The 26,117-nt window shown below is 42.9% G+C and carries 21 protein-coding genes and 1 pseudogene; 17 read left to right on the top strand and 5 right to left on the bottom strand.

The window, feature by feature from the left end; translation table 11 throughout:
• A pseudogene (locus ACQKCG_RS08890) lies at window positions 1-82 on the top strand (IS5/IS1182 family transposase); the annotation flags it as partial.
• Window positions 83-125: 43 nt separating this feature from the next.
• On the top strand, window positions 126-1,928 hold the full coding sequence (locus ACQKCG_RS08885; RefSeq protein WP_227522919.1) for a GAF domain-containing hybrid sensor histidine kinase/response regulator: 1,803 nt from the start codon (window positions 126-128) through the stop codon (window positions 1,926-1,928).
• Between the two features lie 158 nt (window positions 1,929-2,086).
• On the opposite strand, the gene efp is transcribed toward ACQKCG_RS08885, so the two are convergent.
• Window positions 2,087-2,659, bottom strand: coding sequence for an elongation factor P (gene efp, locus ACQKCG_RS08880; protein ID WP_057761310.1), 573 nt, complete (start codon window positions 2,657-2,659; stop codon window positions 2,087-2,089).
• Between the two features lie 160 nt (window positions 2,660-2,819).
• Here efp and epmB point away from each other — a divergent pair, with 160 nt between their 5' ends.
• From epmB to ACQKCG_RS08840, 8 genes are all read left to right on the top strand, one after another.
• A complete protein-coding gene (gene epmB, locus ACQKCG_RS08875) occupies window positions 2,820-3,827 on the top strand; it encodes an EF-P beta-lysylation protein EpmB (RefSeq protein WP_101205225.1) in 1,008 nt (335 codons plus the stop codon).
• A 375-nt stretch (window positions 3,828-4,202) separates the two neighbouring features.
• A complete protein-coding gene (locus ACQKCG_RS08870) occupies window positions 4,203-5,960 on the top strand; it encodes a hypothetical protein (protein WP_101205224.1) in 1,758 nt (585 codons plus the stop codon).
• 322 nt (window positions 5,961-6,282) lie between these two features.
• Window positions 6,283-8,370 (top strand): EAL domain-containing protein, encoded by a 2,088-nt coding sequence (locus ACQKCG_RS08865; protein WP_101205223.1) that lies wholly within the window; start codon window positions 6,283-6,285, stop codon window positions 8,368-8,370.
• A gap of 88 nt (window positions 8,371-8,458) precedes the next feature.
• Window positions 8,459-8,893 carry a c-type cytochrome gene (locus ACQKCG_RS08860; RefSeq protein ID WP_228706802.1) on the top strand — a complete coding sequence of 145 codons (435 nt, stop codon included), beginning with the start codon at window positions 8,459-8,461 and terminating at the stop codon, window positions 8,891-8,893.
• Window positions 8,894-8,935: 42 nt separating this feature from the next.
• A complete protein-coding gene (locus ACQKCG_RS08855; RefSeq protein ID WP_101205221.1) occupies window positions 8,936-9,961 on the top strand; it encodes an AAA family ATPase in 1,026 nt (341 codons plus the stop codon).
• Window positions 9,962-10,208: 247 nt separating this feature from the next.
• Window positions 10,209-11,225: a DUF58 domain-containing protein gene (locus ACQKCG_RS08850; RefSeq protein WP_102078648.1), complete on the top strand. Its 1,017-nt coding sequence runs from the start codon at window positions 10,209-10,211 to the stop codon at window positions 11,223-11,225.
• Window positions 11,222-13,486: a transglutaminaseTgpA domain-containing protein gene (locus tag ACQKCG_RS08845; protein WP_101205219.1), complete on the top strand. Its 2,265-nt coding sequence runs from the start codon at window positions 11,222-11,224 to the stop codon at window positions 13,484-13,486. The genes ACQKCG_RS08850 and ACQKCG_RS08845 overlap by 4 nt, the downstream gene beginning before the upstream one ends.
• Window positions 13,487-13,581: 95 nt before the next feature.
• The gene (locus ACQKCG_RS08840; RefSeq protein ID WP_057761296.1) at window positions 13,582-13,869 is read left to right on the top strand and encodes a DUF4031 domain-containing protein; all 288 of its coding nucleotides are present in this window, start codon (window positions 13,582-13,584) and stop codon (window positions 13,867-13,869) included.
• Between the two features lie 90 nt (window positions 13,870-13,959).
• Here ACQKCG_RS08840 and ACQKCG_RS08835 read toward each other — a convergent pair whose 3' ends face one another.
• Together ACQKCG_RS08835 and ACQKCG_RS08830 are read right to left on the bottom strand one after the other, a co-directional pair.
• Window positions 13,960-14,478: a DUF302 domain-containing protein gene (locus ACQKCG_RS08835; RefSeq protein WP_101205218.1), complete on the bottom strand. Its 519-nt coding sequence runs from the start codon at window positions 14,476-14,478 to the stop codon at window positions 13,960-13,962.
• Window positions 14,479-14,589: 111 nt separating this feature from the next.
• On the bottom strand, window positions 14,590-15,510 hold the full coding sequence (locus tag ACQKCG_RS08830) for a LysR family transcriptional regulator (RefSeq protein ID WP_101205217.1): 921 nt from the start codon (window positions 15,508-15,510) through the stop codon (window positions 14,590-14,592).
• Window positions 15,511-15,817: 307 nt separating this feature from the next.
• Here ACQKCG_RS08830 and ACQKCG_RS08825 point away from each other — a divergent pair, with 307 nt between their 5' ends.
• Window positions 15,818-16,927 carry an S-(hydroxymethyl)glutathione dehydrogenase/class III alcohol dehydrogenase gene (locus ACQKCG_RS08825; protein ID WP_180952631.1) on the top strand — a complete coding sequence of 370 codons (1,110 nt, stop codon included), beginning with the start codon at window positions 15,818-15,820 and terminating at the stop codon, window positions 16,925-16,927.
• A 128-nt stretch (window positions 16,928-17,055) separates the two neighbouring features.
• Here the strand turns inward: ACQKCG_RS08825 and ACQKCG_RS08820 are convergent, their stop codons facing one another.
• Together ACQKCG_RS08820 and ACQKCG_RS08815 are read right to left on the bottom strand one after the other, a co-directional pair.
• Window positions 17,056-17,751, bottom strand: coding sequence for a haloacid dehalogenase type II (locus ACQKCG_RS08820; protein ID WP_101205215.1), 696 nt, complete (start codon window positions 17,749-17,751; stop codon window positions 17,056-17,058).
• Window positions 17,752-17,795: 44 nt separating this feature from the next.
• On the bottom strand, window positions 17,796-18,449 hold the full coding sequence (locus ACQKCG_RS08815) for a DsbA family oxidoreductase (RefSeq protein WP_101205214.1): 654 nt from the start codon (window positions 18,447-18,449) through the stop codon (window positions 17,796-17,798).
• Between the two features lie 391 nt (window positions 18,450-18,840).
• On the opposite strand from ACQKCG_RS08815, the gene nfsB reads away from it, so the two are divergent.
• From nfsB to ACQKCG_RS08785, 6 genes are all read left to right on the top strand, one after another.
• Window positions 18,841-19,497: an oxygen-insensitive NAD(P)H nitroreductase gene (nfsB, locus tag ACQKCG_RS08810; RefSeq protein ID WP_101205213.1), complete on the top strand. Its 657-nt coding sequence runs from the start codon at window positions 18,841-18,843 to the stop codon at window positions 19,495-19,497.
• Window positions 19,498-19,831: 334 nt separating this feature from the next.
• On the top strand, window positions 19,832-20,503 hold the full coding sequence (locus ACQKCG_RS08805; RefSeq protein WP_101205212.1) for a 2Fe-2S iron-sulfur cluster-binding protein: 672 nt from the start codon (window positions 19,832-19,834) through the stop codon (window positions 20,501-20,503).
• Window positions 20,500-21,492, top strand: a complete 993-nt coding sequence (locus tag ACQKCG_RS08800) for an FAD binding domain-containing protein (RefSeq protein ID WP_101205211.1) — start codon at window positions 20,500-20,502, stop codon at window positions 21,490-21,492. Before ACQKCG_RS08805 ends, ACQKCG_RS08800 begins: the two co-directional genes overlap by 4 nt.
• A 2-nt stretch (window positions 21,493-21,494) precedes the next feature.
• A complete protein-coding gene (locus ACQKCG_RS08795; protein ID WP_101205210.1) occupies window positions 21,495-23,933 on the top strand; it encodes a xanthine dehydrogenase family protein molybdopterin-binding subunit in 2,439 nt (812 codons plus the stop codon).
• Between the two features lie 111 nt (window positions 23,934-24,044).
• Window positions 24,045-25,382: an XdhC/CoxI family protein gene (locus ACQKCG_RS08790; RefSeq protein WP_101205209.1), complete on the top strand. Its 1,338-nt coding sequence runs from the start codon at window positions 24,045-24,047 to the stop codon at window positions 25,380-25,382.
• Window positions 25,379-26,101 (top strand): nucleotidyltransferase family protein, encoded by a 723-nt coding sequence (locus ACQKCG_RS08785; protein WP_101205208.1) that lies wholly within the window; start codon window positions 25,379-25,381, stop codon window positions 26,099-26,101. The genes ACQKCG_RS08790 and ACQKCG_RS08785 overlap by 4 nt, the downstream gene beginning before the upstream one ends.
• Window positions 26,102-26,117 lie beyond the last annotated feature (16 nt).

Here is a 26,117-nt window from a genome sequence, read left to right as displayed (position 1 = left end):
CACTCGCTATGAGAAGTTAGCGCGTAATTTTAAGTCAATGCTTTATCTGGCGTGTACTATCGTTCATTGTAAGATGAATTGAAGACACGCCCTAATACGTCTGATATTATTTAATGGAGTTTACTTTGTCTATATCTAACTCGCCCAAGCAGAGCTACCCTGTCGCAGTAGATGAATTAGAACGTGTCAACAAGCTAAAGAAGTACCAGGTACTCAATGAAGATGATGAGCCTGCGTTCGATCGACTGGTTGCACTTGCTAAACTGTTTTTTGATGTGCCTGTAGTCACCATTACTTTCATGGACGAGGAAACCCAATATCTAAAACCAGCCTGTCAATTCGATAGTGAAGATGAGGCTGTAAGCAAAGGGCCACGTAACACGGCTTTTTGTAATTATACAATATTGTCTGATGATGTATTAATCGTGTTAGACACCTTTAAGGATAGTCGTTTTAGCCAAAGTCCGATGGTCACAGGTTCTCCATATTTAAGATTTTATGTTGGTGCACCTATTATCTTAAATGAAGACAACAAAAGGTATCGTCTAGGTACATTATGTCTTATGGATACTGAGCCACATCAGAGTTTTAGCAGTCAACAAGAAAAGATATTGGCGCAGTTTGCAATGATGGCCGCAGATGCATTGAAATTACAAGATAAACAACGTGATGCTAAGCGTGCTAATGAGATGAAATCGAGCTTTTTGGCTAATATGAGTCATGAAATTCGAACACCGATGAACGGTATTATCGGTATGGTAGAGATGTTAGGCGATACCCAACTCAGTAATGAACAGCGAGAATACGTTGATAATATAAAAGTTTCTAACGAGCATTTGATGGTCATCATTAATGGTATTTTGGACTTATCAAAAGTTGAGTCTGGAAAAATGACGATTAACTCTATTCCATTAAATTTATCTACCTTATGTAATGAAGTCGTCAGTTTGTTTGCTATAAAGGCACGCCAAAGAGGCTTGACTTTAGATTATCATTATACTGAAACGCTATCACCTTATGTAAACGGCGATCCTGTACGTCTAAAGCAGATTATCGCAAACTTGGTCAATAACGCGATTAAATTCACGCGTGAAGGTGGTCAAGTAAGTATCGATGTTAAACATATGGACAATTGCTACTGTCCAAATAACATTAACGAAAAATTCGTGAGTACGAGTCAAGAAAAAGAAGCAAGCAAAATAGAATGCGATGAAACTGGTCAGAATATAACTTTGTGTATAGAAGTGAAAGATACGGGTGTTGGTATCAAAGAAGAGTCGTTAGAGGCGATATTTGACGCTTATGACCAAGCGAATAAATTTACTCATCGTATTTATGGTGGTACTGGACTTGGACTATCTGTTTGTAAGTCTCTAGTCGATTTGATGGGTGGTTACATTCATGTAAATAGTGAAGTAGGAGTCGGTACGACATTTAGTGTTTTATTACCGTTAACTACTATTGATGAAGACAAGTATGAGACATGGCAAGACTCTAACGATACGACCATAATTGAACCTACGCATGAGCGGTCTGGGCATATCTTGTTGGTCGAGGATGATGCTGTCAACGCGATTATAGCCAAAAAATCCCTAACCAGCAGCGGACATACCGTCACCCATGTTACAGATGGTCAGCAAGCAATTGAGGCTTTTGCTTTATTCCCTGATCGTTATGATGTGATATTGATGGATCATCATATGCCGATTATGGATGGAGTACAGGCGACTATTAAATTGCATGAATTATATGACCCCCAAGTACTACCGCCCATTATCGCTTTGACTGCCAATGCAATGGACGGCGAGCGTGAGAAATATCTGAAAGTTGGTATGCAGGATTATTGCACCAAACCTTTTAAGCAAGAGCAGTTGAATGCCTTGGTACAGTATTGGCTGATACAAAAGCAATCATTGGAAGAAGAGTAACTTACTAAATATTAGTATTGGCGCCATTGATTAGCATTTTAATGTAACTATGATCGATAAATATAAAAAAAGCTTAACCGCCTATATGGTGGTTAAGCTTTTTTATTGATGATAAAGATATCAGTAAATATCAACTACCAGTCATGTTTAGAGCGATATTAGTTCACGCGAGTTTGGTAGTCGCCAGTACGCGTATCAACACGTACCACTTCACCTTGTTGCACAAATAATGGTACACGTACAACGGCACCTGTCTCTAATTTAGCAGGTTTGCCACCACCGCCTGAAGTATCGCCGCGTACGCCAGGATCTGTTTCTGTGATTTCTAACTCAACGAAGTTAGGCGGCGTGACTGACAGAGGAGCACCATTAAATAACGTAATGGTACATAGAGCATTGCTGTTTTCTTTTAACCACTTGATTGAGTCACTCATTGCGTTTTTGTCCGCTTGGATCTGCTCAAAGCTCTCAGGATGCATAAAATGCCAAAACTCGCCATCGTTGTATAGATAGTTCATTTCAGTATCCATCACATCAGCAGCTTCTAAGCTGTCACCTGATTTGAAAGTTTGTTCCAGTACTTTGCCACTACGAAGATTGCGCAACTTAACACGGTTAAAGGCTTGACCTTTACCAGGTTTAACAAACTCGTTTTCAAGAATGGCACAAGGGTTGCCATCAAGCATCACTTTTAGACCAGCTTTAAATTCATTAGTAGAAAAACTTGCCACAAGAAACTCCTAGGGGTTGTAAATATAATAGTAAGACATAGGGCTGACTGTACCAAAATTTTCTGTTATGCCAAGTATTTACGGATTAACGAGGATACTTTGATAGGCTAGACACTAAGGGCGTATAATATCGGATTTTGGGCACAGGTAATAGGCTGTCATGATAAACCATTTAATCACACAAAAAAACTGGCAAACGCAATTATCGGAAGCTATTACATCTGTTGATGAGCTATTGAGTATCCTACAGCTTGAATCAATGCGTGCAGAAGTTTACGTACCTAAGCATTTTGAACTGCGTGTGCCGCGTGGCTTTGTGGCAAAAATGGTTATTGGCGACCGTAATGATCCCTTGCTTAAACAAGTGTTGCCAGACCAGCAAGAGCAAATCAACGTCACAGGCTACGTAGCAGATCCGCTAAGCGAAAACACTCAAAATCCTGTAAAAGGCTTGCTTCATAAATATCAGTCAAGAGTATTGTTAACGATTACGGGTGCGTGCGCTATTCACTGCCGTTACTGCTTTCGCCAGCATTTTGACTATAGTGCCAATATGCCGACTGCTGATGCAAAAGAAAATATCATCAACTATATTAATGCAAATCCTGAGGTCAATGAGGTAATTTTGAGTGGTGGTGATCCACTTAATGTCACCAATAGACGTTTGTTTGCATGGTTAGATACTTTGGAGTCTCTTCCGCAGATTACTACCATTCGGCTGCATACACGTTTGCCATTGGTGATACCTGCACGCTTGGATTCTGCATTGTTAGAGAGGTTATCTCAAAGCCGCTGCCATATTGTCATGGTCATTCACTGTAATCATGCCAATGAGCTAGATGCACCAACCGCTGAATACTTGCAACGTGCGAGAGCAGCTGGAATTACACTATTAAACCAAGCCGTGTTGCTAAAAGGTGTCAACGATACTCTTAACGCGCAAGTACAGCTTAGTCAGCGTTTGTTTGCTTCTGGCGTACTACCATATTATTTACATGTGTTGGACAAGGTGGCTGGTGCGGCGCATTTTGATAGTAGTGAGCAAGCAGCGATTGAGCTTTATTGGTCATTGTTAGCATCATTGCCAGGTTATCTTGTTCCTAAGTTGGTCAGAGAGTTACCGAATAGACCTTTTAAAGTGCCGATTGATATTTACAGCAATAGCTAATATAGGGCACTATAACAATTTAGGAGAATTAGTAAACAAAGAGAGGCTCTTAAAAAAGATACGGATAGTATCTTTCAAAACTAAAAACTAAAATCTAGGATTTATACTTTTGTATAAGTATATATAGATATATGATTGGAGCAGAATATAGACTGTCAGTATGTAAGCTAACTTAAAAATATACAATTTTAGATGTAAGATTTTGACAGTATGTAGGTATTGTCAGAGCGTACTGCTAGATTTAGGCTTACAATAAATAGATATCATCACTTTTCTATAGTCTAGCTTAACAAACATTTTTTATGCCATATATGTATTTGTACTGCTGCATATTACTGATTGCTTCGGAGTGACTAATAGAGAGTAAAGATACTGATGATAACGTTATCAATGTTTCGAGAGCATTTAGATTCTACAGAGCCACTACCTCCGCTATCTAATCGCTCAGTAAATGGTCAAGAGCGTTACTTGTTAAAGATGTTAGCAACGCTACCTACGCTTACCCAAGAGCAGCAAACAGAGCATTTAGAGAGTCTACTGACAGTATTACGTGAATCCAATATGGATGAACAACAGCGTCTTAAATTAATGACAACAGTCATTGATGCCTCAGACCGACTGATTGCAGCTTTTAGACAGCACTATATCTATGAGACAGGCGCGCTTAGTCAGGATCAGATGTCTTATATCGCTCAAATGCAATCGCTACATTATTTAATTATTATGGTTTACGACAAAGTCGTACGTCGTGAGACGCAGTTGTCAGAAGCCTCCTTAAACCAATCTTCTGATAAAGGTTGGCAGCGTTTTTTTGGCGCTGAGACTAAACCTGATAGCACGCTTGCTATTGCGATTTATCAATCACTATTAAGATACCAAAAACTATTAGCAGAAGAAACACTGTGCTATCGAAAGCCATCAGACTACCTGTGGTCTAAAGTCAATCAGTTATATTATTTGGCTCATCAGAAAAAAGTAGCTGATATTGATTTAAGTCTACATACTGTTACGAACCAAACAAACAGTATTCATCAGTTATATTGCCAAATTTGTTTGCATCACTTGTTAAATTTGCGTGCTATGAGGCGCCCGAATATCTTACTCGTACAGCATCTATTGCCTGAATTGGCTAAGCACATGGTTGCGACAATGGAGCCCGCCACCGAGACAAAGGTTTTTGTTGATCTTAAGAGTAATAATCCACCAAGCTATCTAACAGTCAACTCTCATATCAACCCATATGAAGATCGTCATGACTGTCTATTTATAGAACTGACACCGATAGTTGAGTATTTTGAGTCACGCAAAAAAGCCTTTATCGAGGAAGGTAGTACAGCAGAATATAGTCTGCTTAATGCTATTTCGATGACCATCAGCTACCGCTATTTGCAGCCGCCACTTACCTTGGCAACCAAATATACTAGCAAGCAGCAGGCAAAGTTAATCACCAATTTTAACGATATACACTACCATGTAGGTCATTCAAAAACTTTTGCCAATTTGATCGCTATAAAATATCTACGAGAAGAGGACAGACCTTTATACGATACATTTGATAGCGAGCGTGGCCGCAGTAGCGTTATAAACATTGAGACATTTGATGACTATGACAGTTTCTCAGCATATCGCAGACTGCATTTATTGCCAAAAGATGGTAAGCCTAATGAGAATGTTGCTGACGAAAGCATTCTCAATAAAGAAGGACTTAGTATAGAAAAAACTGACCCTAACCTTTCTATGACAGCACCGCAGCCCTTACACATCATGAGCCTGATTTTGGTCTATGGCTCTGAAAATAAAGAACAACCTAATTGGTCAATAGGGGTGGTACGCTGGTTAAATTTCGATACTAAAAATCCAGAAGTGGAATGGCAGATACTCGGGCATAAAATTGTAGCATGTGGATTACGTTTGGAAGGCAGTAAAACGCGAAGTCATCATTTTGTACCAGCATTTATTCTCGGTAAGGATGAACAGCTACAGACGACTGGCACACTAATCGTACCACCTTCGTACTTTCAAGCTGATGATAGAATCGTCATGCGTATTGGTAATAAACAAACCTCCCTACGATTAGGACGCAGGCTGATGATGACTGATAAGTTTAGTCAATATGAGGTGGCGCAGTTATAGCGCTTAGGGACATCTGTACATAACAGGTGTTTTAGGCCATAACGAAGCATTTATACAGATTTCTGTCAGTAATATAGTAGTCGACAAAGGTCATAAGTTAATCTGCAGTTGGTCTAATTATTGTCTATAATGATAAATATTGTTACTCTGACTTTTACGAAATACCAAACAATAAAATAATTATCATAATGAAAACTCAGTTTGTATTGATAGGATTCATAGAATATTAACGCTAGCGTGTTTTATGTGCTAGGTTAGTTTTAGACAAAGATGTAAAGTAACAAAATAATAGATAACAATACGTACGACTAAAAGGCTCCTTATGCGCTCTCAATCTCTTTTAAATTTATTGGTAATCAATGATGATCAGCTCTACGCTGAACGTCTTGTGCAGTTATTGAGTCCTTATTACGATAATGTAAATTTAGGGTTTTTGGACGATAAAGAAGAGCTATTGAAACTCTTACGCCAACCGTGGGATATCTTGGTATTTGGTAAGGCTTATGATATGAGCTTTACGGATGTAGTGAGCCTAGTACAAGAGCAAAGTATTGATCTGCCGATGATTTGTCTAGTGAACGAAGAGATAGCGACGACAGCTTGTAATGAGGAAGGACTACCTACTGTTATTAGTGGCACAATGGTCAAAGCGCTCACCATCGATCAAGAAATGCCTGTCGTCATGGCTATTTGTCTACAGCATAGTAGTTTGCGCAGTCGTCGTGAGCTAAAAACTTTACGTCAAGTACTGTCTGAAGCAGAACAACGTGCTAATGTGCTGATTAAGAACTCCAAGAGCGCGGTTGCTTATATTGATGAAGGGATTCATATCTTTGCTAATGATCCCTATCTCCAATTATTCGGTTTCAAATCAATGAATGAAGCGGTAGGCGTGCCTATTATTGATCTGATTTCGGGTGGTGATAGTGTCAAAGGATTTAAACAGTTTTTACGTCAGTTTGACAAAGGCAGTCGCCAAGACGTTGAGTTTAATTTTGAAAGTGTGCGAACAGATGGCAGCACTTTTGAAGCAAAGTTACAATTGGCATCGGCAACATTAGAAGGTGAGCCAGTCACTCAGATTATTATTCAACAAAACAATAGTAATAGTGCAGAGGTTGCCAAGCGTTTAGCGGAAGCTGAACGTAAAGATAATTTAACTGGCTTAGATAATCGTCGTGGTTTTGAAGATCAGATGATATCAGTACATCAGCAGGCGACGCAAGGACTAATGACCGCAGCCCTGCTATATGTGCAGGTTGATAATGTAGGAAAAATAAGAAGTAGTTTAGGTCTACAAGGAATAGATGCAACGGTCAAACAAGTTGCCCACACGTTGACTGAGCTAGTACCTGATGGACATGTGAGCCGTTTTAGCGATACTGCATTCACGATATTAGTAAAAAACAAGACGACGAATGAGCTTGAAAATATTGCTAAACATATCGGTTCGTCAATAAAGGATATGTTTATTGAAGTTGATAAACGTACAACGAATACAACAGTCAGCATTGCTGTTGTCAAGATTGAAAAAAATCCTGTAGAGCCTGTCATCATATTAGAACGCGCCATGGATGCTATCAGCCAAATCATGGTAGAGACTTCTAACAGTGGTGGATCTTACCGTATATATGACCCAAGCGAACATGCCAATAGCGATGATCATGCACTTGCTGAGTCATTAGTGGATGCCATTACTAATAACCGTTTTGATCTATCATTTCAGCCAATATACGACATCAACAACGATCGTAGCGACTTCTTTGAAGTGTATCTACGGTTACCGCTGTCAGATGCTGACAATACGGTATTAACCCCTGATCAATTTATGGCAGTGGCTAAAAGACATCAACTGTTAGAAAAGATTGATCGATGGGTGCTTATCAATGCCTGTAAGAAAATCAATGACGTCCGTAAAGTTCATCCTGAAGCCAAACTGTTAGTACAATTAACCAATGCTTCACTGGTCGATAAAAAATTGCCGATAGTGGCGAGTCAATTGATAAAAGCAGTAGGCGGCGCAGCTGGTGTATTAACGCTACAGTTCAATGAAATAGATATCTCTGATCACTTAACCGTCGCAAAATCTCAATTTTCCGCGCTTAACGATGTTAGCTGTCAAATAGGCATCAATAATTTTGGCTCTTCCGTCAAATCTATTGAAATTGCCAATTTTGTCCAGCCTGATATGGTACGCTTGGCGCGCAGTTATATCCAAGATATTGGTGCAGCAGAAAATCTAGAGACGGTTAAGTCTCTTATTACGCGTACTAATGACATAAAGGTCGATGTGCTTATGCCTTATATCGAAGATGCAGCAACGATGTCAGTCGCTTGGAGTGTGGGGGCGCGCTATTTGCAAGGGTATTATTTAGAAGAGCCTAGTAGCACGATAAAGGTAGCGAGTTAAAAGGCCAATACATCATATCGTTTATGTTATGGCGATGATATTCCTCAACCAAAGATTGCTAAAAATGTCCCTTATCAGTAGATATCAAATGAGCAGCCTTTTGGCTGCTGTTCTGTTGCTCACAGCTTGTGAGAAAACACCACCTGACCACCGCGCTCCTGTGATTCTGCCCTTATATACCGACGGGGATGCGGACAACGGCTCAATAATTTATAAAGATGCTTGCGGTCAATGCCATCAACGTAATGCAGGTCTGAATAAAAAAGGCCCACAATTAATGAATATATATGGTGCGCCGGCTGCCGAGTTAAAAGACTATACCTACAGCAAAGGGCTAGAAGATTCAGGTTGGGTATGGGATGCAGAGACACTCGATCCATACATTGCAGATGCACAAAAAGCCATGCCAGATTCTAAAATGCTGTCTGACCCGATGCCAGATGCGAAAGAGCGTGCCGATATCATTGCTTATTTATCTACGCTCCGTGCCGCTGCACCAACCGTTACAGATGATGTGAACTGACTTATCATCGTTATGACCTAAAAAATGAGCCAATAACCTACTATGACCCATGCAGCTAACGATAGATCATTATCCATCTCTCAGAGAACAGCGAATCCGCTTAGCCAGTCCATCCCTAGTACGGTTGATTTTCAACACAATCAGCAGAAAATTGCACAGCTGTTAGCGCAATTAAATCAGATTGTATTGGACAAGCCGCAAGCAGTTAGGCTAGCACTCAGTTGTATCTTAGCAGGCGGTCATTTATTATTGCAGGACTTGCCTGGTATGGGTAAGACGACTTTGGCACAGGGCTTGGCGCAGTTGTTAGGTTTGAGCTTTAGCCGAGTGCAATTTACTAATGATATGTTGCCTGCTGATATTTTAGGTATGAGCATCTACGACCAAAGTAAACAGCAATTTGAGTTTCGTCCGGGCCCTATCTTTACTCAGTTATTACTTGCTGATGAAATCAACCGTTCCAGTCCCAAAACGCAGAGTGCGCTACTTGAAGCGATGGAGGAGCGACAAGTCACGCAAGATGGCCAGACTTACCCTTTGCCACAGCCATTCTTTGTCATTGCCACCCAAAATCCATTGCAACAAGCAGGTGTTTATCCGCTCCCAGAGTCGCAGTTAGACAGATTTTTATTATGCTTATCATTGGGTTATCCATCGCCTGCCGCAGAGCGTGAGCTGCTAAAAGGTAAAGATCGTCGCGAGCTGCTCAAAGATTTGGATACGGTGCTTGATACTGAAGCTGTACTATTGGCTCAGCAGGGTGTCAGGCAGGTTTATGTGGCAGATACTGTATTGGATTATTTGCAAAGACTGGTTGCAAAAACTCGTGCAAGCCAAGAGTATCATGGTTTATCACCTCGCGGCGTATTGTCACTACAACGTGCTGCCCAAGCGCATGCCTATGTATCGGGATATATGGAAGTGACCCCTGAAGATATCCAAGCGGTGTTTGCTGCGGTCACTGATCATCGCCTCGGTCAGCGTTTCGTACCCGCGCATGTGACTGGTGGGCAGGCAACAAAAACCATCGCCCAACGTATCCTAGCAGAAGTGTCAGTCGTTGCTTAGCAGCTGGCAGACTGTTTGACCGTATTGATTAACTGCATCGGTGAAACGTAGTTCTACACATAGTCAAAGCTATATAACTTAGAAAAAATATCAAAGTCACTCAGTTTACTATTTACGGTATTTTCACCCGCTTTTCTTGTATTCAAATTGTCCTGAATCAACTGTATCGTTCTATTCGTGAGTTTGTTTGTCAGTCAGATACAAATACTGACAGCATTGTTATTTAGATGGTAATAATAGGGTAGTCATGAGCTTGTTACCAAAGACCTTAACCGCACCAATAAAATCAGCTCTGAGCCGCTGGTTTGCCGCGCGTGCACCTAAGAGTGATAGTGCTACGCTTAATTTGCGTAATGTCTATATTTTCTTTAGTCGTGAAGGGATGCTATTCGCCGTATTGTTAGGGATTACCTTTATCGCGGGTATCAATTATGGCAACAATTTGGTGCTTGGTTTGTGCTTTTATCTGGTCAGTATTTGGTTAATTAGTTTTCATGTTACTTTTGCTCATATATCTGGTCTGCAAGTGCGTCTGCTAGAAGTCACTATGACAGAAGCTGGCTTGCCTGTTTGGATTACACTACAGTTGAATAGTGATAGTCGCCAACCACGGCGTCAGTTGCTATTTGAATTTGAGCAGATAACCAATAAGAAAACCAAAAATGGCACAAACACGCAAAGCTCAATACTCATCACGCGATTACAAGGTGAGCAAGTCGTTCGACTGCCTGTCCAGACCTACAACCGTGGTCAGCTTGAACTACCGCGGTTAAAAATAAAAACAGTTTATCCATTAGGTATTATGCGTGCATGGTCTTATGTCTACTTTGCGCGTACAGCGTGGGTATATCCAAAACCTGAAGTATTTGATTGGCAAGTAAAATATGCAATCGCAAGCTTAGAGGATTTACCAACAGGTGGGCAGTATAGACAGGGTCAGGACGACTTTGAGCGATTAGATAATTATGTCGAGGGTGAATCATTGGCCCGAGTCTCTTGGGGGCATGTGGCGCGGGGACAAGGTATGCTGACCAAGCACTTCGCTGATCCGGTCGGTCACGAACAAACGCTTGATTATGCAGATATGCCAGCTGCACATCACGATCAAAAACTTGCACAATTGGCTTATGGGGCGTTGACGCTAGGTCAGCTAGGCGTGCCGTTTCAAATGCGTTTACCTAGTGATACTCCTGCTACTGCGGAGATGGGTAACGGGGAATCCTTTGCGCAAGCATGCTTGCTAAGGCTTGCGAAAGTACCATGACCAACTCTAAACGCTCATCTTCTGCTGATGTTGATACACTGTCCACAGAGTATTCTGCGGTCGATGCTACAAAAACGGCCAGCTTTGAGCAGTTGGCTTTGGGTCAAAAAGTCTCAATTCGACCTGAGCGAAATGACGCTAAATGGTATCGTAAGTTATTTGCACTGCCAGCTTATTATTGGGTATTAATTGCTCAAGTCGTCGTTGTGTTACCGCATGCCGCACATTTACCATTATGGCTGATAGGATTTGCCGCCGTCAGTATCGCCGCTCAATTGCCTCATATCAAAGCTAAATTCAAAAAACTATCGCACCTAAAGCGTATTTATCAAAGTATGCAAATGCTAGGCTTTCTGCTGGGGCTATTAGGTCTATGGCTGACCTACAATACAGCGTTTGGATTGGATATGGGCGTGGCGTTTTTAGTACTATGCCTAGTTAGTAAGCTATGGGAACTGTATAAGCGCCGTGATGCCTATGTGGTTTTGAATTTATCATTGTTCGTGCTTGCGGCATTATTTTTGATGGACCAAGGTTTACTGACTACTTTAGAAGTGATCGTTGGTGCAGTCATTGTGTTGCTAGCATTTATTGCGCTTAATGATGATAGCAATGCTAGCGGTGATGGACGCTTGCGTACATTAGGCGTGTTAGGGGTTGGTGCATTGCCATTATTGGTGGTGCTATTTTTGTTTTTTCCGAGACTGCCACCGCTGTGGTCTGTACAGCTCTCAGGTCAGCAAGCTACTACAGGTGTCTCTGATAGCATGTCCCCTGGTGATTTTGCCAATTTAGGACAGTCGACTGAGCTAGCCTTTCGGGTAGAGTTTGCAGATGAGCGTCCACCGCAGCAGCAGCTGTATTGGCGTGGTTTGGTATTTAGTGATTTCGATGGTGTCACATGGCGCCCAGCCCATCAAAGGGATCAATGGTCGTCGAGATTGCAAGCACCTGCATGGATTCAGCACGCCTTCGCTACTGTACCTGATGAATCAAGGGCGGCACCTGTCAATTACAAGGTTATCTTAGAACCCACTCAGCAAAATTGGTTATTCGGACTTGATTATCCATTTTCTCAGCAGCCAGACATCAATACCACATCAGACTTTACTTTAACCAAAGATCAGCCTGTTACGCAGCAGCTCCGTTATGATGTATCGCAGTTTGCATCGATGCGTATTGACCCAGTTTTGACAAAGGCATCAAGACGCGAGAATCTTGCCTTGCCTAATGAAGGTAATCCACAAGCACGCGCGCTTGCTAAGCAGTTATTTGAGCAGTCAGGTTCAGACCCTGTGCGCTACATCGCTGCTATTGAGCAATGGATCAATCGGACAGAGTTTCGCTATACGTTGTCGCCACCACGGCTCAATACCAATCGGATTGACGAGTTTTTATTTGAAACTAAAGCAGGGTTCTGTGAGCATTATTCGTCAAGCTTTACCTTTATGCTACGCGCCGCTGGTATTCCTGCACGAGTAGTAGCGGGCTATCAAGGCGGTGAGCCAAGTCGCAATGGTAACGTATGGGAAGTGCGGCAAATGGATGCGCATGCATGGACTGAGGTTTGGCTTGAGGGCCAAGGCTGGGTACGTGTGGATCCGACAGCCTTTGTGGCGCCTGAGCGAGTAGAGCAAGGCATGAATACAATGACCGAGCAGCAAGGGGCAGCTATATTTGGCAATGGTGCCAGTGCACAAATCAGCTATCAGCAGTATCAGATGCTACAAACGCTACGCCGACTATCAGACCAAGCGAGCTACTACTGGCAAAAAGACGTAGTCGGCTATAACCAAGACAAACAGGCCGACTCGCTACTCAAATGGTTCAATATCAGCTCAATCATGCAGCAAATTATTTGGTTAGCCACCAGTGCGGTTTCCGTTATGGCTATCTTAGTGTTTGTCATTTGGTATCGCCGCCGTAAGCGCTGGCACCCAGCAGACTTACCTCTTGCTAAGCTCTCAAAACGTATCGGCAAACATGATAAATTATTAGCCCGCAATGATAATGAAGGGCAGCTAGCTTGGCTGGAACGTTTGGCATCGGCTATTGATAGCCGTCAGGGTGACAATGCCCAATCTGCTACGAGTCAGCTAACAGATAGTAGTGACCCAATCGTTATTCAAACAAAGCTTATTGAAATTAGACAAAACTACCGTCAGTTACGCTACGGACGACTGAGTACATTTGATAGCAGTCATAGCGAGTATCAAGAACGACTCAAACAACTTAAAAAAGATGTGCGCGCATTGTTATAAAGGTTTTTGATGATAGTACTATTAAGTTACTAAGGTATTTTGAGCTAATTAAAAAACAGATAAGCGAACCAGTGGATAAGTAGAGAGGCGGTTATATGGCGATATATGTAGATTTTGTGCAGATAAAATTCAAAGGCCATAAGTGGTGTCATATGTTGGCAGATAGCTTGCAAGAGCTGCATGATTTTGCGGCATTTATTGATGTGGATGCGCGACTATTTCATCGTAACGCCAGCTATCCTCACTATGACATCACGGTTCAAATGCGTGAAATTGCTATTGCACAAGGTGCTATTCCTGCCGATAGAAAAAAGATTATCGAGTGTGCAAAGAAATTAAAAGTAGAGCTGAATGACCAGATAGAGCAATCTAGTCATTCTTAATATGAGGATTTTTCAAGTAAATAAGTAATGTTTCAATTGTCTGTTCACTTATCTACTCGAATGTATATTTATTCAAATATACTGAGCACATTATTTTGCCGTTGCTGCAGTACTGATCGCGTTAAGTGCTTTTGAAATATTGGCAATCTCGGTGTCACAACCTTTAATATTATGACGGGTTTTTAAGTATTGAGGATCGTTATACGATAGCCATACTTTTTTATCGGCATCTTCGCTAATTAAGATTTTTTGCGGCAAGTCAATGGCAATAGTTTGCTCACAGTTCATTAATGGCGTACCTGCTTTAGGGTTACCAAACATAACGACCTGCGTTGGTCTCAATGATAAGTCGGCACTCTGTGCATTTTTCTGATGATCGACTCGTGCAAATACTTTCATACCCTTGCTTTCGATAACTGAGACCAGCTTGTCTGCGGTATCTTTGACGGAGTGATTGCTCTGTAAAGTTACTAAGCCTTTTTCGGCATTGATAGAGGTAGTAGTGTCTGTCATAGCACCAGTGCTCTTGGTTTTATCTAGCAGCGTATCGATACTGGCACAAGAGGAAACGGCCACTGCTAGTGCAGCGATAGAGACGATTTTAATCATAATGATACCTATAAGTTATCTGTAGTATGGTTAGTCCTAACTATAATGAGCAACATCGAATATTCATTGTGCGTAATCAGGTTTGTGATTGCAATACGTCTTAACAGAACGTTAAACCAAATGTTCTGCCAAATAATCTACGAGCAGTCTAATCTTTGGTGATAAATGACGGTTATGTGGATAAATGGCCCAAATGCTTTCTTCGGGCTCTCTATAGTCATCAAGTAAACTGACCAACTCGCCGGACGCTAAATACTTTTGCACATAATAATCAGGCAGCTGTACGATACCTAGCCCTTTTAGCGCAGCATCGACCAGACTATAGCCGCTGTTATATTGCACCGTACCAGAGACACGCAGGTTTCTTTCTACGCTCGTTTGTTGGTTATCCGTCTTACCATGAGTATGACTGTTCTCTTTTATCTTAGCAGTATCGATAAAGTGCCAGTAATCACGAGTACCTAGTAGACAATTATGTTGACTTAAATCACTCAGTTGGTGTGGTATACCGTGTTTTTTTAGATAAGAGGGCGCAGCGCAGACAAAATTAGTACGCAGGCTAAGCTTCTTTGCCATCATCGTCGAGTCATGCAATTTGCCGATACGAATGGCCAAATCATAACCCCCTTCAATCAAATCAATTTTCTGATTACTCAAAAAGGCAGTCACTTCGATATCGTGATACTGCATCATAAAATCATTGATAAGTGGTAATAACTGCTGCTCACCATAAGTAACGGGCGCTGTTAGTTTTATTCTGCCTTGAGGCTTTGATTGTAAGTTACTTACGGCTTGCTCAGCGGCATCCAAGCCATCGAGCACACTGCGGCAATGCTGATAAAATACACGGCCTTCTTCGGTTAATGAGACCTTGCGTGTGGTTCGATATAGTAGCTTTATATTTAAGCGTTTCTCTAACGCGCTGATCTGACGGCTGACTTGTGCAGTCGAGATACCCAACTCTTTTGCACCACGTGTAAAGCTCTCATATTCTGCGACATAGACAAACTCACTAATTCCTTCCCAGCGCATGATTATTACCAATATGTAAAAGATATTTGCAAATATAGCATATTGTTATCCGCTCAGAAATAAATATAATGGTTAGTATCAATGTAAACAGATGGTGTTTTACTGTCATCGATGCTTGCCTATAGAGGGCAGGCAAGATAAGCTCAGTCTATCTTTATTTGTTTTAACTATAGATATAGTAAACGCCAGAAGCCATAAAATGCGTTAGCAAGTGACTAGAATGGCTTGCACTTATCGTAAAACTGTTATGTCATTACCTATAAAAAACAATCAATTAAAAAGAGAGATTCTTATGTCAGATAAATTTATTAAATCAAAAGCCGCCATCGCGTGGGGTCCAAAGCAGCCGCTATCTATCGAAGAAGTGGACGTCATGCTGCCACGCAAAGGTGAAGTATTGGTAAAAATCATCGCCAGTGGCGTCTGCCACACTGATGCCTTTACCTTATCTGGTGAAGATCCAGAAGGCGTATTCCCAGCGATTTTGGGTCATGAAGGCGGCGGTATCGTTGAGCAAGTCGGCGAAGGCGTAACCAGCGTTCAGGTCGGTGATCATGTCATTCCGTTATACACGGCAGAGTGCGGCGTTTGTAAAATGTGCCGCTCAGGCAAAACCAATCTTTGCTCAGCAGTACGCGAGACGCAAGGTAAAGGCTTGATGCCAGATGGCACCACACGTTTCTATAAAGACGGTGAGCCTATTTACCATTATATGGGTTGCTCAACGTTTTCTGAGTACACGGTTTTACCAGAGATTTCTCTAGCCAAAGTCAATAAAGAGGCCCCACTAGAAGAAGTTTGTTTGCTTGGTTGCGGTGTCACCACAGGCATGGGTGCGGTCATGAATACGGCTAAAGTCGAAGAGGGCGCTACCGTTGCTATCTTTGGTCTAGGCGGCATTGGACTATCCGCAGTCATCGGTGCGGCGATGGCAAAAGCCAGCCGTATCATTGTCATCGATATCAATGAAAGCAAGTTTGAGTTAGCTAAAAAACTAGGCGCAACCGATTGCATCAACCCGAAAGATTACGACAAACCTATTCAGGAAGTTATCGTTGAGCTAACCGATGGCGGTGTTGATTATTCGTTTGAATGTATCGGTAATGTCGATGTCATGCGTTCTGCGCTAGAGTGCTGTCACAAAGGCTGGGGTGAGTCAGTCATCATCGGTGTCGCTGGTGCTGGTCAAGAAATCTCAACCCGTCCATTCCAGTTAGTGACAGGCCGCGTCTGGAAAGGCTCAGCATTTGGTGGTGTCAAAGGTCGTACAGAACTACCAGGTTATGTCGAGCGTTATCTGGCAGGCGAAATCCCATTGCAGGATTTCATCACGCATACGATGCCAATAGAAGATGTCAACGAAGCGTTTGACCTGATGCACAAAGGTGAAAGTATTCGTACAGTCGTCAATTTTTAATCGTCGCTACTGATGATGATATAAGAATCAAGTTTCTAACTTGACGACTACATAATAAAAAAGCTGCTTCGATATCGAAGCAGCTTTTTTGTATGTTATTTCTAAACACAGGCTACTAGCTCGGTATATCAGGTGTTCTGCTGGCTAATGATTTGGTCCGCTAGCGTCAATAAATCTGCTGCGGTCAAATCTGGTACTGGTACATTTGGTGCGCTCAACATCTCATTATAAGGACGCGTCAAAAAAGCACCTCGGCAGCCTGCCGCTTGAGCACCGATGGTATCCCAAAGGTGACAAGCAACTAGGCACAAGTCTGAGGTGTCAACAGCAAGCGTATCAGCTACCATCTGGTAGGTCTCAGGTGCTGGCTTGAACTTACTAACGCTCTCAACGCTGAAATGATGTTCAAAAAATTGGCTTAGCCCTGCTTTTTCTAACGGCGTAGGAGATGGGCTGCTTGCTGAGTTGGTGAGTGTGACCAGTCGGAACCCTGCCTCGCGTAAACGTGTAAGGGCGGGCGCTGCATCAGGATGAGCAGGTAGCGCGCTCATTCTTTCTTTGAAGTCATTGATATCGGCGTCTGTCAAAGTCACTTGTCTGATATCAGCAACCATTCGCAGAGCACCAACCCCGAGCTCGCCAAAAGGTGTATAGAGGCCGGACAACGTCATAGTTTGCGAGTACAGTACCAGCTGAGCGAACCATTCTCGCAGTACTCTTTGCTTGCCAAAGACACGGGTGAATAAAGGCGTTAGCGTATCGATGTCGAGCAATGTTTCATTGACGTCGAACACAATGATCGAGGGAAAGCGTTCAGAAGACATAAAGTATCCTTTTATAGAATGGCATTCTTATAACGTCAGGTGGTTTACTCAGTCATGTTGGCCAATTGCTCTAAAATACTGATGTAGTTTTCGACCCCTTGAGCACCGCTGACCAGATGACGCTCATTAAAGATAATCGCTGGTACACTTTGGATGCCTTGCTGTTGCCAATGCTGTTCTTCTGCTCGTACTTCTTTCGCAAAGAATTGACCTTCTAACACTGCCAATGACTCACTACGATCAAGCCCAGTCTCTGCTGCAATATCAGCAAGCACATTGATATCGGAGATATCTCTGTTATTGGTGAAATGCGCAGTAAATAAGGCTTGCTTTAGCTCATGCATGCGGCCTTGCTGATCAGCGAAATGTAGCAGCTGATGCAAGTTAAAGGTGTTGTGCATGCGTGTGTCATCATTGAAATTAAATTCAAAGCCAACTTCCTGTCCAGCTTCAGTCATTCTGACTCGACTAGCATCTGATTCTTGTTTAGTAGAACCGTACTTCTCGATAATGTGCTCACGTAGGTTTTGCCCTTCGCTTGGCATATTTGGGTTTAGCTCAAACGGATGCCAGTGGATAGTGTGAGCGGTATTGGTTTGCTCAAGTGCTGCTGCCAATTGACGATAGCCGATAACGCACCAAGGGCAAACGACGTCTGAGACGATATCTATTCGGAGTGGTTTTTCTGATGTGCTCATATTTCCTCGCGGGTATTATTATGTATGTTTTGTTTGGGATGTATAGATAGTGACATATCAGTTGGAATCAAGCAGATATACCTAGTTATCAGACAACTATAACTGGTTACCATATATCAAGTCAGTTCATACTAAGAGAATGACTAAGTGATTACAATGTAGTCTGCGCAGTCGGCGTCGCCAATTCGGTAGCGTAATTGTAATCATTATTAAGAAGACGATAGGCGTTTTTGCAATACGCTGACTCAGTCATAACAAAACCTACGAATACTTAACCAAGCAGGCATGGTCATAAAATAGCTTTTTATTTAAAGTGGCTTCGTTAAATGGCAATCGAAGAATAAAAATTCTAAGCAAGAATAAAAAACTAATATCAATAATGGAGTCACAGATGAAAAGTATCACTGAAGCAATGAACTGGCGCTATAGCACTAAAGAGTTTGATACCAATAAGAAAATCTCAGCAGAAGACTTCCAAAGTCTAAAGGATACTTTACGCCTCAGTCCTTCGAGCACCAATATTCAGCCTTGGCATTTTGTCATTGCTGATGATGAAGCTGGTAAAGCCCGAATCGCTAAAGGCACTGAGGGCATGTATGAGTTCAACGATGCCAAAGTAAAAGGTGCCTCGCACGTCATTGTATTCTGTAGCCGTGTCTATGCTGATGATGAGTTTTTGGATGACATCTTAGAAAAAGAAGATGCAGATGGTCGTTTTGCAGAGCCAAAATTTAAAGAACAAATGCACCAGACACGTAAAATGTTTTTGGACATTCGTCGTTATGAGCAAAAGGACGAGCCACATTGGTTGATAGAGCAATTGTATCTCAATATGGGCGCTCTACTACTAGGAGCGGCAACTTTAGGTATTGATGCGGTGCCGATGGAAGGGGCGGATTTGAAAACGCTCGATGAAGAGTTTGATTTACGTAGTAAAGGCTACACCGCTGTGGCAGTCGTATCACTTGGTTATCGTAGTAAAGATGACTTTAACGCTGAGCTGCCAAAATCACGTTTTGATGAAGAAACCATTATTACGAAAGTCTAGCCAGTTATTAGCTAAGCAAAGAACGTGTTTAATAGACATATCTACTAAATACTATACGTAAAAAGTCTATTTAAGAGCCTCATAAACTGACCGTTTATGAGGCTTTTTTTTAGGGATTTCCTTTGAAATAACGTTAAAAACTGAGGATAAAAAATATACCACCTATTAGCAGCGCTAACATTTCGATACTCTCGCAGATTAGAAACTACACTGGAATCCCTACAAAGTAAAAACAAAACAACTGTTTTCATACGTCATAATAAATTTATTGACGCTGTCATTTTGAAGCGTATTTCACCATTCCATTATATTCATCTGCCAGCGAGAAGCCAGCATGTCTACTTTGACCTTAACAATCAATAAGCAAGATTATCAGCTTGAAAATCTTGACGCCCGTACGACACTGCTCGACGTCTGTCGTCAGCACTTACAAATTACTGGACCCAAAAAAGGCTGCGACCACGGTCAATGCGGGGCATGTACCATGCTCATCAATGGACGACGGGTTAATTCTTGTCTGACGCTCGCCGTTATGCATGATGGTGATGACATCACAACAATTGAAGGCATCGGAATGCCAGAGTCATTATCGGCATTGCAGCAAGCGTTTAAAGACAATGACGCTTTTCAGTGTGGGTACTGTACGCCAGGTCAGATTTGTTCAGCGACCGCATTGATAGAAGAAGTGAAGCAAAATTGGCCAAGCCATGTTAGCACCGACTTAAAAAATCCTGATGGTCTCCTTGTACAAGAAATTGCTGAGCGCATGAGCGGTAATATCTGCCGTTGCTCAGCTTATCCAAATATTATCAAAGCCATTTCACAAGTGCTTGAAAGCCAGGTATCAGATAGTCAAACACAAGAGCCTAGTACTCAAAAAGCAGACAACACAGTGCAAAACTCAAGCGTGACAGGTATTTGGTCACCGCCACCGAGCGAGGCGCAACTTGGTAGGACCTCAGCGAATAACAAGACAGCAACTGCTACAACAGGAGGCCGCTCATGAAACGCTTTGAATATAGTCGTGCTGATGCACCAGAGCAAGCGGCAATATCTGCTAGTACCAAAGATGCGTCTTTTATCGCAGGTGGTACCAACTTATTAGACTTGATGAAATTGGAGATCGAAACCCCAATCAAACTGGTCGATATCACTCGTTTAGAATTAGAGCAAGTGGAAAAGACTGCCGATGGTGGTTTACGTATTGGTACGCTGGTCAGCAATAGTGATTTGGCTGCCCATCCTGACGTCATTGCAAATTATCCGGTATTGTCTCGTGCCATATTGGCAGGAGCGACTGGTCAGCTACGTAACAGAGCGACAACGGGCGGCAACTTTTTGCAGCGTACTCGTTGCTATTATTTTTATCAAACAGACAGCGCTTGTAATAAACGTGAACCGGGCACAGGATGTCCTGCTATCAACGGGGAGAACCGTACCCTAGCTGTCTTAGGTAGCAGTGATTCATGTATTGCTCAGCACCCATCCGATATGGCAGTGGCAATGCGCTTACTGGATGCCACTATCGAGACAGTCAAAGCGGACGGGTCTACTCGTACCATCAATGTGAAAGACTTTTATTGTTTACCAAAAGATACACCGCATATCGAAAATGTGCTAGAAGCAGGCGAGCTGATTACTCATGTTGTATTACCTGCCCCTATTAAGGGCATGCATACCTATGACAAAGTGCGTGATCGCGCTTCTTACGCCTTTGCACTGGTATCTTGTGCCGCAGTCATCGATGCTGACGACAATGGCAACCTAAAGACAGTACGATTGGCGTTCGGTGGCATCGGTACCAAGCCATGGCGTAATGAAGAGGTTGAGGCACTATTAACGGATACCGATGGCAATAGCGACGTTATCACGCAGGCCGCTGATCTATTATTGCATGATGCCAAAGGTAATGGTCAGAACGACTTTAAGATACCGTTGACGCGTCGCCTACTAAAACAAGTTATTCAGCGCGCATTAGCGGGCGAGGGAGCATAATCATGACACTATTAGAATCAATCACCCAGTCAGAACCAACCAAAAAACTGACCATGGATGAGCCTGTTGAAACGCTATTTAGCACAACGGCAAGCAAGCTAGTTGGTAAGCCAATCAACCGTGTTGATGGTTCCCTAAAGGTTAGCGGTCAAGCGAAATACAGTGCCGAAATACACTTGGACAATCAAGCCTATGGTGTATTGGTAGGCGCGACCATTGCTAAAGGTCAAGTTGAGAGTATCGATAGTGACTCTCTAAAAGGCATTCCTAATATTATTAAAGTCGTGACCGATCCTGAGCACTTTTTGCGTAACTCTCAACAAGGGACAAAAACTAAAGCACCCAAGCAAGGGGTTAGCGAGATTTTTTATCATGGTCAGCCTATTGCTGTCGTGGTTGCTGAGACTTTTGAGGCGGCAAGAGAAGGCGCTAAAGCGCTGAAAGTGACTTATAAGGATGAGACTGACCAAGCGGCATTAAACTTTACTCAAGAGCTCTCTAACGCACATGCGGTAGATGAAGAAAAAGGCTCTGATAAAAATAATGTCCAAGGCGATCCAGACCAAGGCTTAGCTGATGCGGCAGTGACCGTTGATCGCTTTTATCATACCCCAAGTCAAAGCAACTCTCCGATGGAGCCCCATACAACGTTGGCTCATTGGGAAGGCGATAAGCTCGTTCTGTATACTTCCAATCAGATGATCGCTTCTTGCAAACAGCAAGTCATGGATGCTCTGGACCTAAATAAAGATCAAGTACAACTGATCGCACACTATGTGGGTGGTGGGTTCGGTAGTAAGCTCGGTATTGCTCCTGAATCTATTGCAGCGGCGATTGCTGCGAAAGATCTGGGTCGTCCTGTGCTAATCACTATGACGCGTTCACAAGTGATGGAAGCAACGGTCAGACGCTCAAACACGCGTCAGCGTATCGCTATTGGTTGTAATAAAGAAGGTATTATCAACACATTTATTCATGATACTACGACCAGTAATTTGCCAGGAGAAGCTTTTTTTGAGCCGACGGCATTATCTACCCATTATCTATACCGTGGTGAAAACCGCCGTGTACATTATCAGATGGTAGATATGAATCAAGTATTATCAGGCTCGATGCGTGCGCCGGGTGAGGCGGTGGGTTTGATCGCGGTTGAATGTGCCATGGACGAGCTAGCCTCACAGCTGGACATTGATCCAATCGAGCTGCGCCGCCGTAATGAGCCTGAAGAGGACCCTACCGAAGAGGTTCCTTTCTCCACCCGTCAGCTAGTCGCTTGTATGGAGAAGGGCGCTGAACAGTTTGGTTGGGATAAGCATAATCCCAAGCCTGCCAGTCAATTAGAAGGTGACTGGTGGATAGGTACAGGCATGGCGGCGGCTGCCCGTGGTAACCAATTACAGTCTTCTGAAGCGCGCGCAACTTTGCAAATCGATAAGTCAAAAGCGCTCGGTGTCAAAGCGGTTATTGAGACAGATATGACAGATATTGGTACAGGGTCTTATACAGTGTTTTCTCAGGTAGCTGCAGATTTATTAGGACTACCTATTGACCATATCGAGATGAAGTTAGGCGATAGTGCCCTGCCGCCTGCATCTGGTTCTGGTGGTAGCTGGGGCGCAGCGAGTGCAGGTAGTGGTGTATACCTTGCTTGTGAGCAGCTGCGTGAGATGCTAGCAGAAAAAGTCGGTCTATACCCTGATACGATTCAGCTAGATAATGGTCAAATTAAGCAAGTAGGCAAGCATGATCTGACTACAATAGAGGCAGCCAAAGAGAACGGTCAAGCGTTTGCTGATAGCACTATTGATAAAATATCTGAAACGACCGGAGTCTCATTTTCAGAGAATGTATTAGAAGAACAGACAGCATCAGAAAAATATGATTTTGACAATACAGAATCATATGCGCTTGCTGACGTGATCGCAGGCTACGAGGAGCAAAAAGTCAGTGCCAAAGGACAGATAAAGCCAGGTAAAAATGGTAAAAAGTATCGTCAGTCTTCTTTTGGTGCAAACTTTGCTGAAGTAGCTGTGCATAAAGTTACTGGTGAGATTCGAGTAAAACGCATGACAGGCGCATTTGCCGCAGGTCGTATTCTTAACCATAAAACAGCGACTTCGCAATGCTATGGTGGCATGGTATTCGGTATTGGCTCAGCGTTGATGGAAGAGGTCATCCACGATAAAGGTGACGGTCGCCTATGTAACCATGATCTCGCTGAATATCATGTGCCAGTCAATGCTGATGTACCACAGTTAGATGTGATATTGGTCGAAGAGGATGATCCTTATACCAACCCGATGCATATCAAAGGTATTGGTGAGACGGCTATTGCCGGTGCTGCCGCTGCGATTGCTAATGCTGTATACAATGCCGTCGGCGTACGTGTTTATGATTTTCCGATTACGCTTGATAAATTGCTTTACGAGATGCCAGAGTAATTTTTTGAGCCATATGTACGACAGGAACCCGCTTAATGAGCGGGTTTTTATAACTCAATAAGCAGTATATTTCGTCATTATCAAGAAAATAACTACCAAATAAGAGGCGTTATGAATCAGGTCGCTGACATTCTTAAGCTGGCAATCAAAGCTAAGCAACAAGGTATTGATGCTGTATTGGCAACGGTCGTACGTACTGAAGGCTCAGCATATCGCCGTGCTGGCGCGATGATGCTCATCTGTGAGGATGGTCGCTCAGTTGGGATGATTAGTGGTGGTTGCTTGGAGCCGCATATTATCAAACGTGCCTTTTGGCTTACTCGTAACGGTGCCAATGTGCAAGTTTATCAGACGGGTGATGACATTCAATATGCTGACGATGGCCAAGCGCAAGCAGGTGTGAAGCGAACTAAGTCTGATATATATGATAGATCGGATAACGGTTTAGATGACGATTCAAATAGCGGTTTAGATGAAGCAGACTTTGATGAGCTAAATTTTGGATTGGGCTGTAATGGGCGAGTGCATGTATTATTTGAGCGACTAACGACAGCAACGCCATTGCTAGAGACCATCCGTAATGTTCGACGCACTCAGCAGCCGATTACTGTAGCGACTTTAATTCGTGTTAATGACTATCAGTATCAAGATTCTATATCGCAAAGCAGTGATAATCTGCGAATTGGGATGCGTATTAATTTAGATGAATACCGCAGTTTGGGCAGCGTTTCTGCACTAGGGAAAACAGCGTTTTCAAGCATACTTGCCAATACCGTAGAAGAATTAGCAGAATATAAGCTGTCTGATAAAAATGCCGAATATGTGACGGTGGAAAACGGCAAGGTAACAACAGAGTGGCTTGTGCAGCGCCTGCAACCACAATTACGTCTATTGATTTGCGGCGCAGGGAATGACGTGATGCCACTGGTGACCATGGCTAAACTACAAGATTGGCATGTGACAGTTATAGATAGTCGCGCGCAATATGCGACGCGTATGCGGTTTCCTCAAGCGGATGTTGTGATGTCGCTATCTTTAGATGACAGTGAGACTTTGCTTAAGCTCAGTAATAACGCAGCCGTCGCCCTGATGTCACACAGCTTGAGTCAAGATCGCGCGCGCCTAGCTGTACTGCTCGAGCATTCAAACAATTATAAATACTTAGGACAGTTAGGGCCGCGCTATCGAACCGAACGTTTAATTAATGAGATTAGCATAAACCTTAGCAATCCTACTATGTTAGAAGCTGGCATCCGCAAATTGCATTATCCGATTGGTTATAAGCTGGGCGGAGATGGCCCTGAGGCACTTGCGCTTGGTATCATGGCACAGATTAATGCGGTCATGCACAATCAAGAGGCTCCAGTAAGTGGTTCACACAACAATATTTCAAGTATCCCAGCGGTGAGTAGTGATACGGATGCCAATACTATCCAGAGTGGCATATGAGTAAGCGTGCATTTACAGAAGGTGCTGAACATACAGAAAGTACTGAACAGCAGAGCCAAAATCATGCGATCCTTATCTTAGCAAGTGGCCTCAGTCAGCGTCTCGGTCAACCTAAGCAGCTACTCGTTAAGAATGGCGAGCCATTAGTTACTTATATGACTCGATTGGCAATAACGACCAATCCGCAAGCCATTGTCATTGTCATTCCTGATAACCATCGTTTGATTGCTAGTACGATGACAGAGTTGGCCAATCAATATCCAACGGTTCAAATAGTGGTGAACTCACAAGCTGATACTGGTATGGCGCATAGTTTACGTTTGGGTATTGAGACAATTGTTGCTTTTGAATCGACTTCAATCGATCAAGTACTCATCATGGGAGTCGATCAAGTATTGTTAGATGAGCCACATTTAACGGCTTTGCTAGCGGGTGAGCAGCCAGTAGTAGCCAGTTGCTATCATAGTTGGCGACGTTTAGAAAAACATCAAAATCGAGATGAAAAGGTAGCTGATATTATAGGTCTACCTTTAGCCATTAACTATAAACTGCTGATACAGTGGCAGCCAGAGTTGACAGGAGATAAAGGGCTTCGTCACCTCATTAGAGGGTTGCCCGCTGATCAAATAGGTGAGGTCGATAATGACCAACTTAGCTACGATATTGATACGCCCGAGCAGCTAGCATTTGCCAAACAACAAGGCTGGCTTGATAGCTAACCTGATTAATTTAATT

Origin of the sequence: Psychrobacter sp. NPDC078929, from assembly GCF_050267985.1 — a bacterium.
Classification (GTDB): Bacteria; Pseudomonadota; Gammaproteobacteria; order Pseudomonadales; family Moraxellaceae; genus Psychrobacter.
The sequence above is the reverse complement of the archived record's forward strand: the minus strand, read 5'-3'. Positions and strand labels throughout refer to the sequence as shown.

Coding starts and splice junctions, on each gene's coding strand:
- epmB (WP_101205225.1), top strand. CDS start 2,820: ATGATAAACCATTTAATCACACAAAAAAACTGGCAAACGCAATTATCG.
- ACQKCG_RS08870 (WP_101205224.1), top strand. CDS start 4,203: ATGATAACGTTATCAATGTTTCGAGAGCATTTAGATTCTACAGAGCCA.
- ACQKCG_RS08865 (WP_101205223.1), top strand. CDS start 6,283: ATGCGCTCTCAATCTCTTTTAAATTTATTGGTAATCAATGATGATCAG.
- ACQKCG_RS08860 (WP_228706802.1), top strand. CDS start 8,459: ATGAGCAGCCTTTTGGCTGCTGTTCTGTTGCTCACAGCTTGTGAGAAA.
- ACQKCG_RS08855 (WP_101205221.1), top strand. CDS start 8,936: ATGACCCATGCAGCTAACGATAGATCATTATCCATCTCTCAGAGAACA.
- ACQKCG_RS08850 (WP_102078648.1), top strand. CDS start 10,209: ATGAGCTTGTTACCAAAGACCTTAACCGCACCAATAAAATCAGCTCTG.
- ACQKCG_RS08845 (WP_101205219.1), top strand. CDS start 11,222: ATGACCAACTCTAAACGCTCATCTTCTGCTGATGTTGATACACTGTCC.
- ACQKCG_RS08840 (WP_057761296.1), top strand. CDS start 13,582: ATGGCGATATATGTAGATTTTGTGCAGATAAAATTCAAAGGCCATAAG.
- ACQKCG_RS08835 (WP_101205218.1), bottom strand. CDS start 14,478: ATGATTAAAATCGTCTCTATCGCTGCACTAGCAGTGGCCGTTTCCTCT.
- ACQKCG_RS08830 (WP_101205217.1), bottom strand. CDS start 15,510: ATGCGCTGGGAAGGAATTAGTGAGTTTGTCTATGTCGCAGAATATGAG.
- ACQKCG_RS08820 (WP_101205215.1), bottom strand. CDS start 17,751: ATGTCTTCTGAACGCTTTCCCTCGATCATTGTGTTCGACGTCAATGAA.
- ACQKCG_RS08815 (WP_101205214.1), bottom strand. CDS start 18,449: ATGAGCACATCAGAAAAACCACTCCGAATAGATATCGTCTCAGACGTC.
- nfsB (WP_101205213.1), top strand. CDS start 18,841: ATGAAAAGTATCACTGAAGCAATGAACTGGCGCTATAGCACTAAAGAG.
- ACQKCG_RS08805 (WP_101205212.1), top strand. CDS start 19,832: ATGTCTACTTTGACCTTAACAATCAATAAGCAAGATTATCAGCTTGAA.
- ACQKCG_RS08800 (WP_101205211.1), top strand. CDS start 20,500: ATGAAACGCTTTGAATATAGTCGTGCTGATGCACCAGAGCAAGCGGCA.
- ACQKCG_RS08795 (WP_101205210.1), top strand. CDS start 21,495: ATGACACTATTAGAATCAATCACCCAGTCAGAACCAACCAAAAAACTG.
- ACQKCG_RS08790 (WP_101205209.1), top strand. CDS start 24,045: ATGAATCAGGTCGCTGACATTCTTAAGCTGGCAATCAAAGCTAAGCAA.
- ACQKCG_RS08785 (WP_101205208.1), top strand. CDS start 25,379: ATGAGTAAGCGTGCATTTACAGAAGGTGCTGAACATACAGAAAGTACT.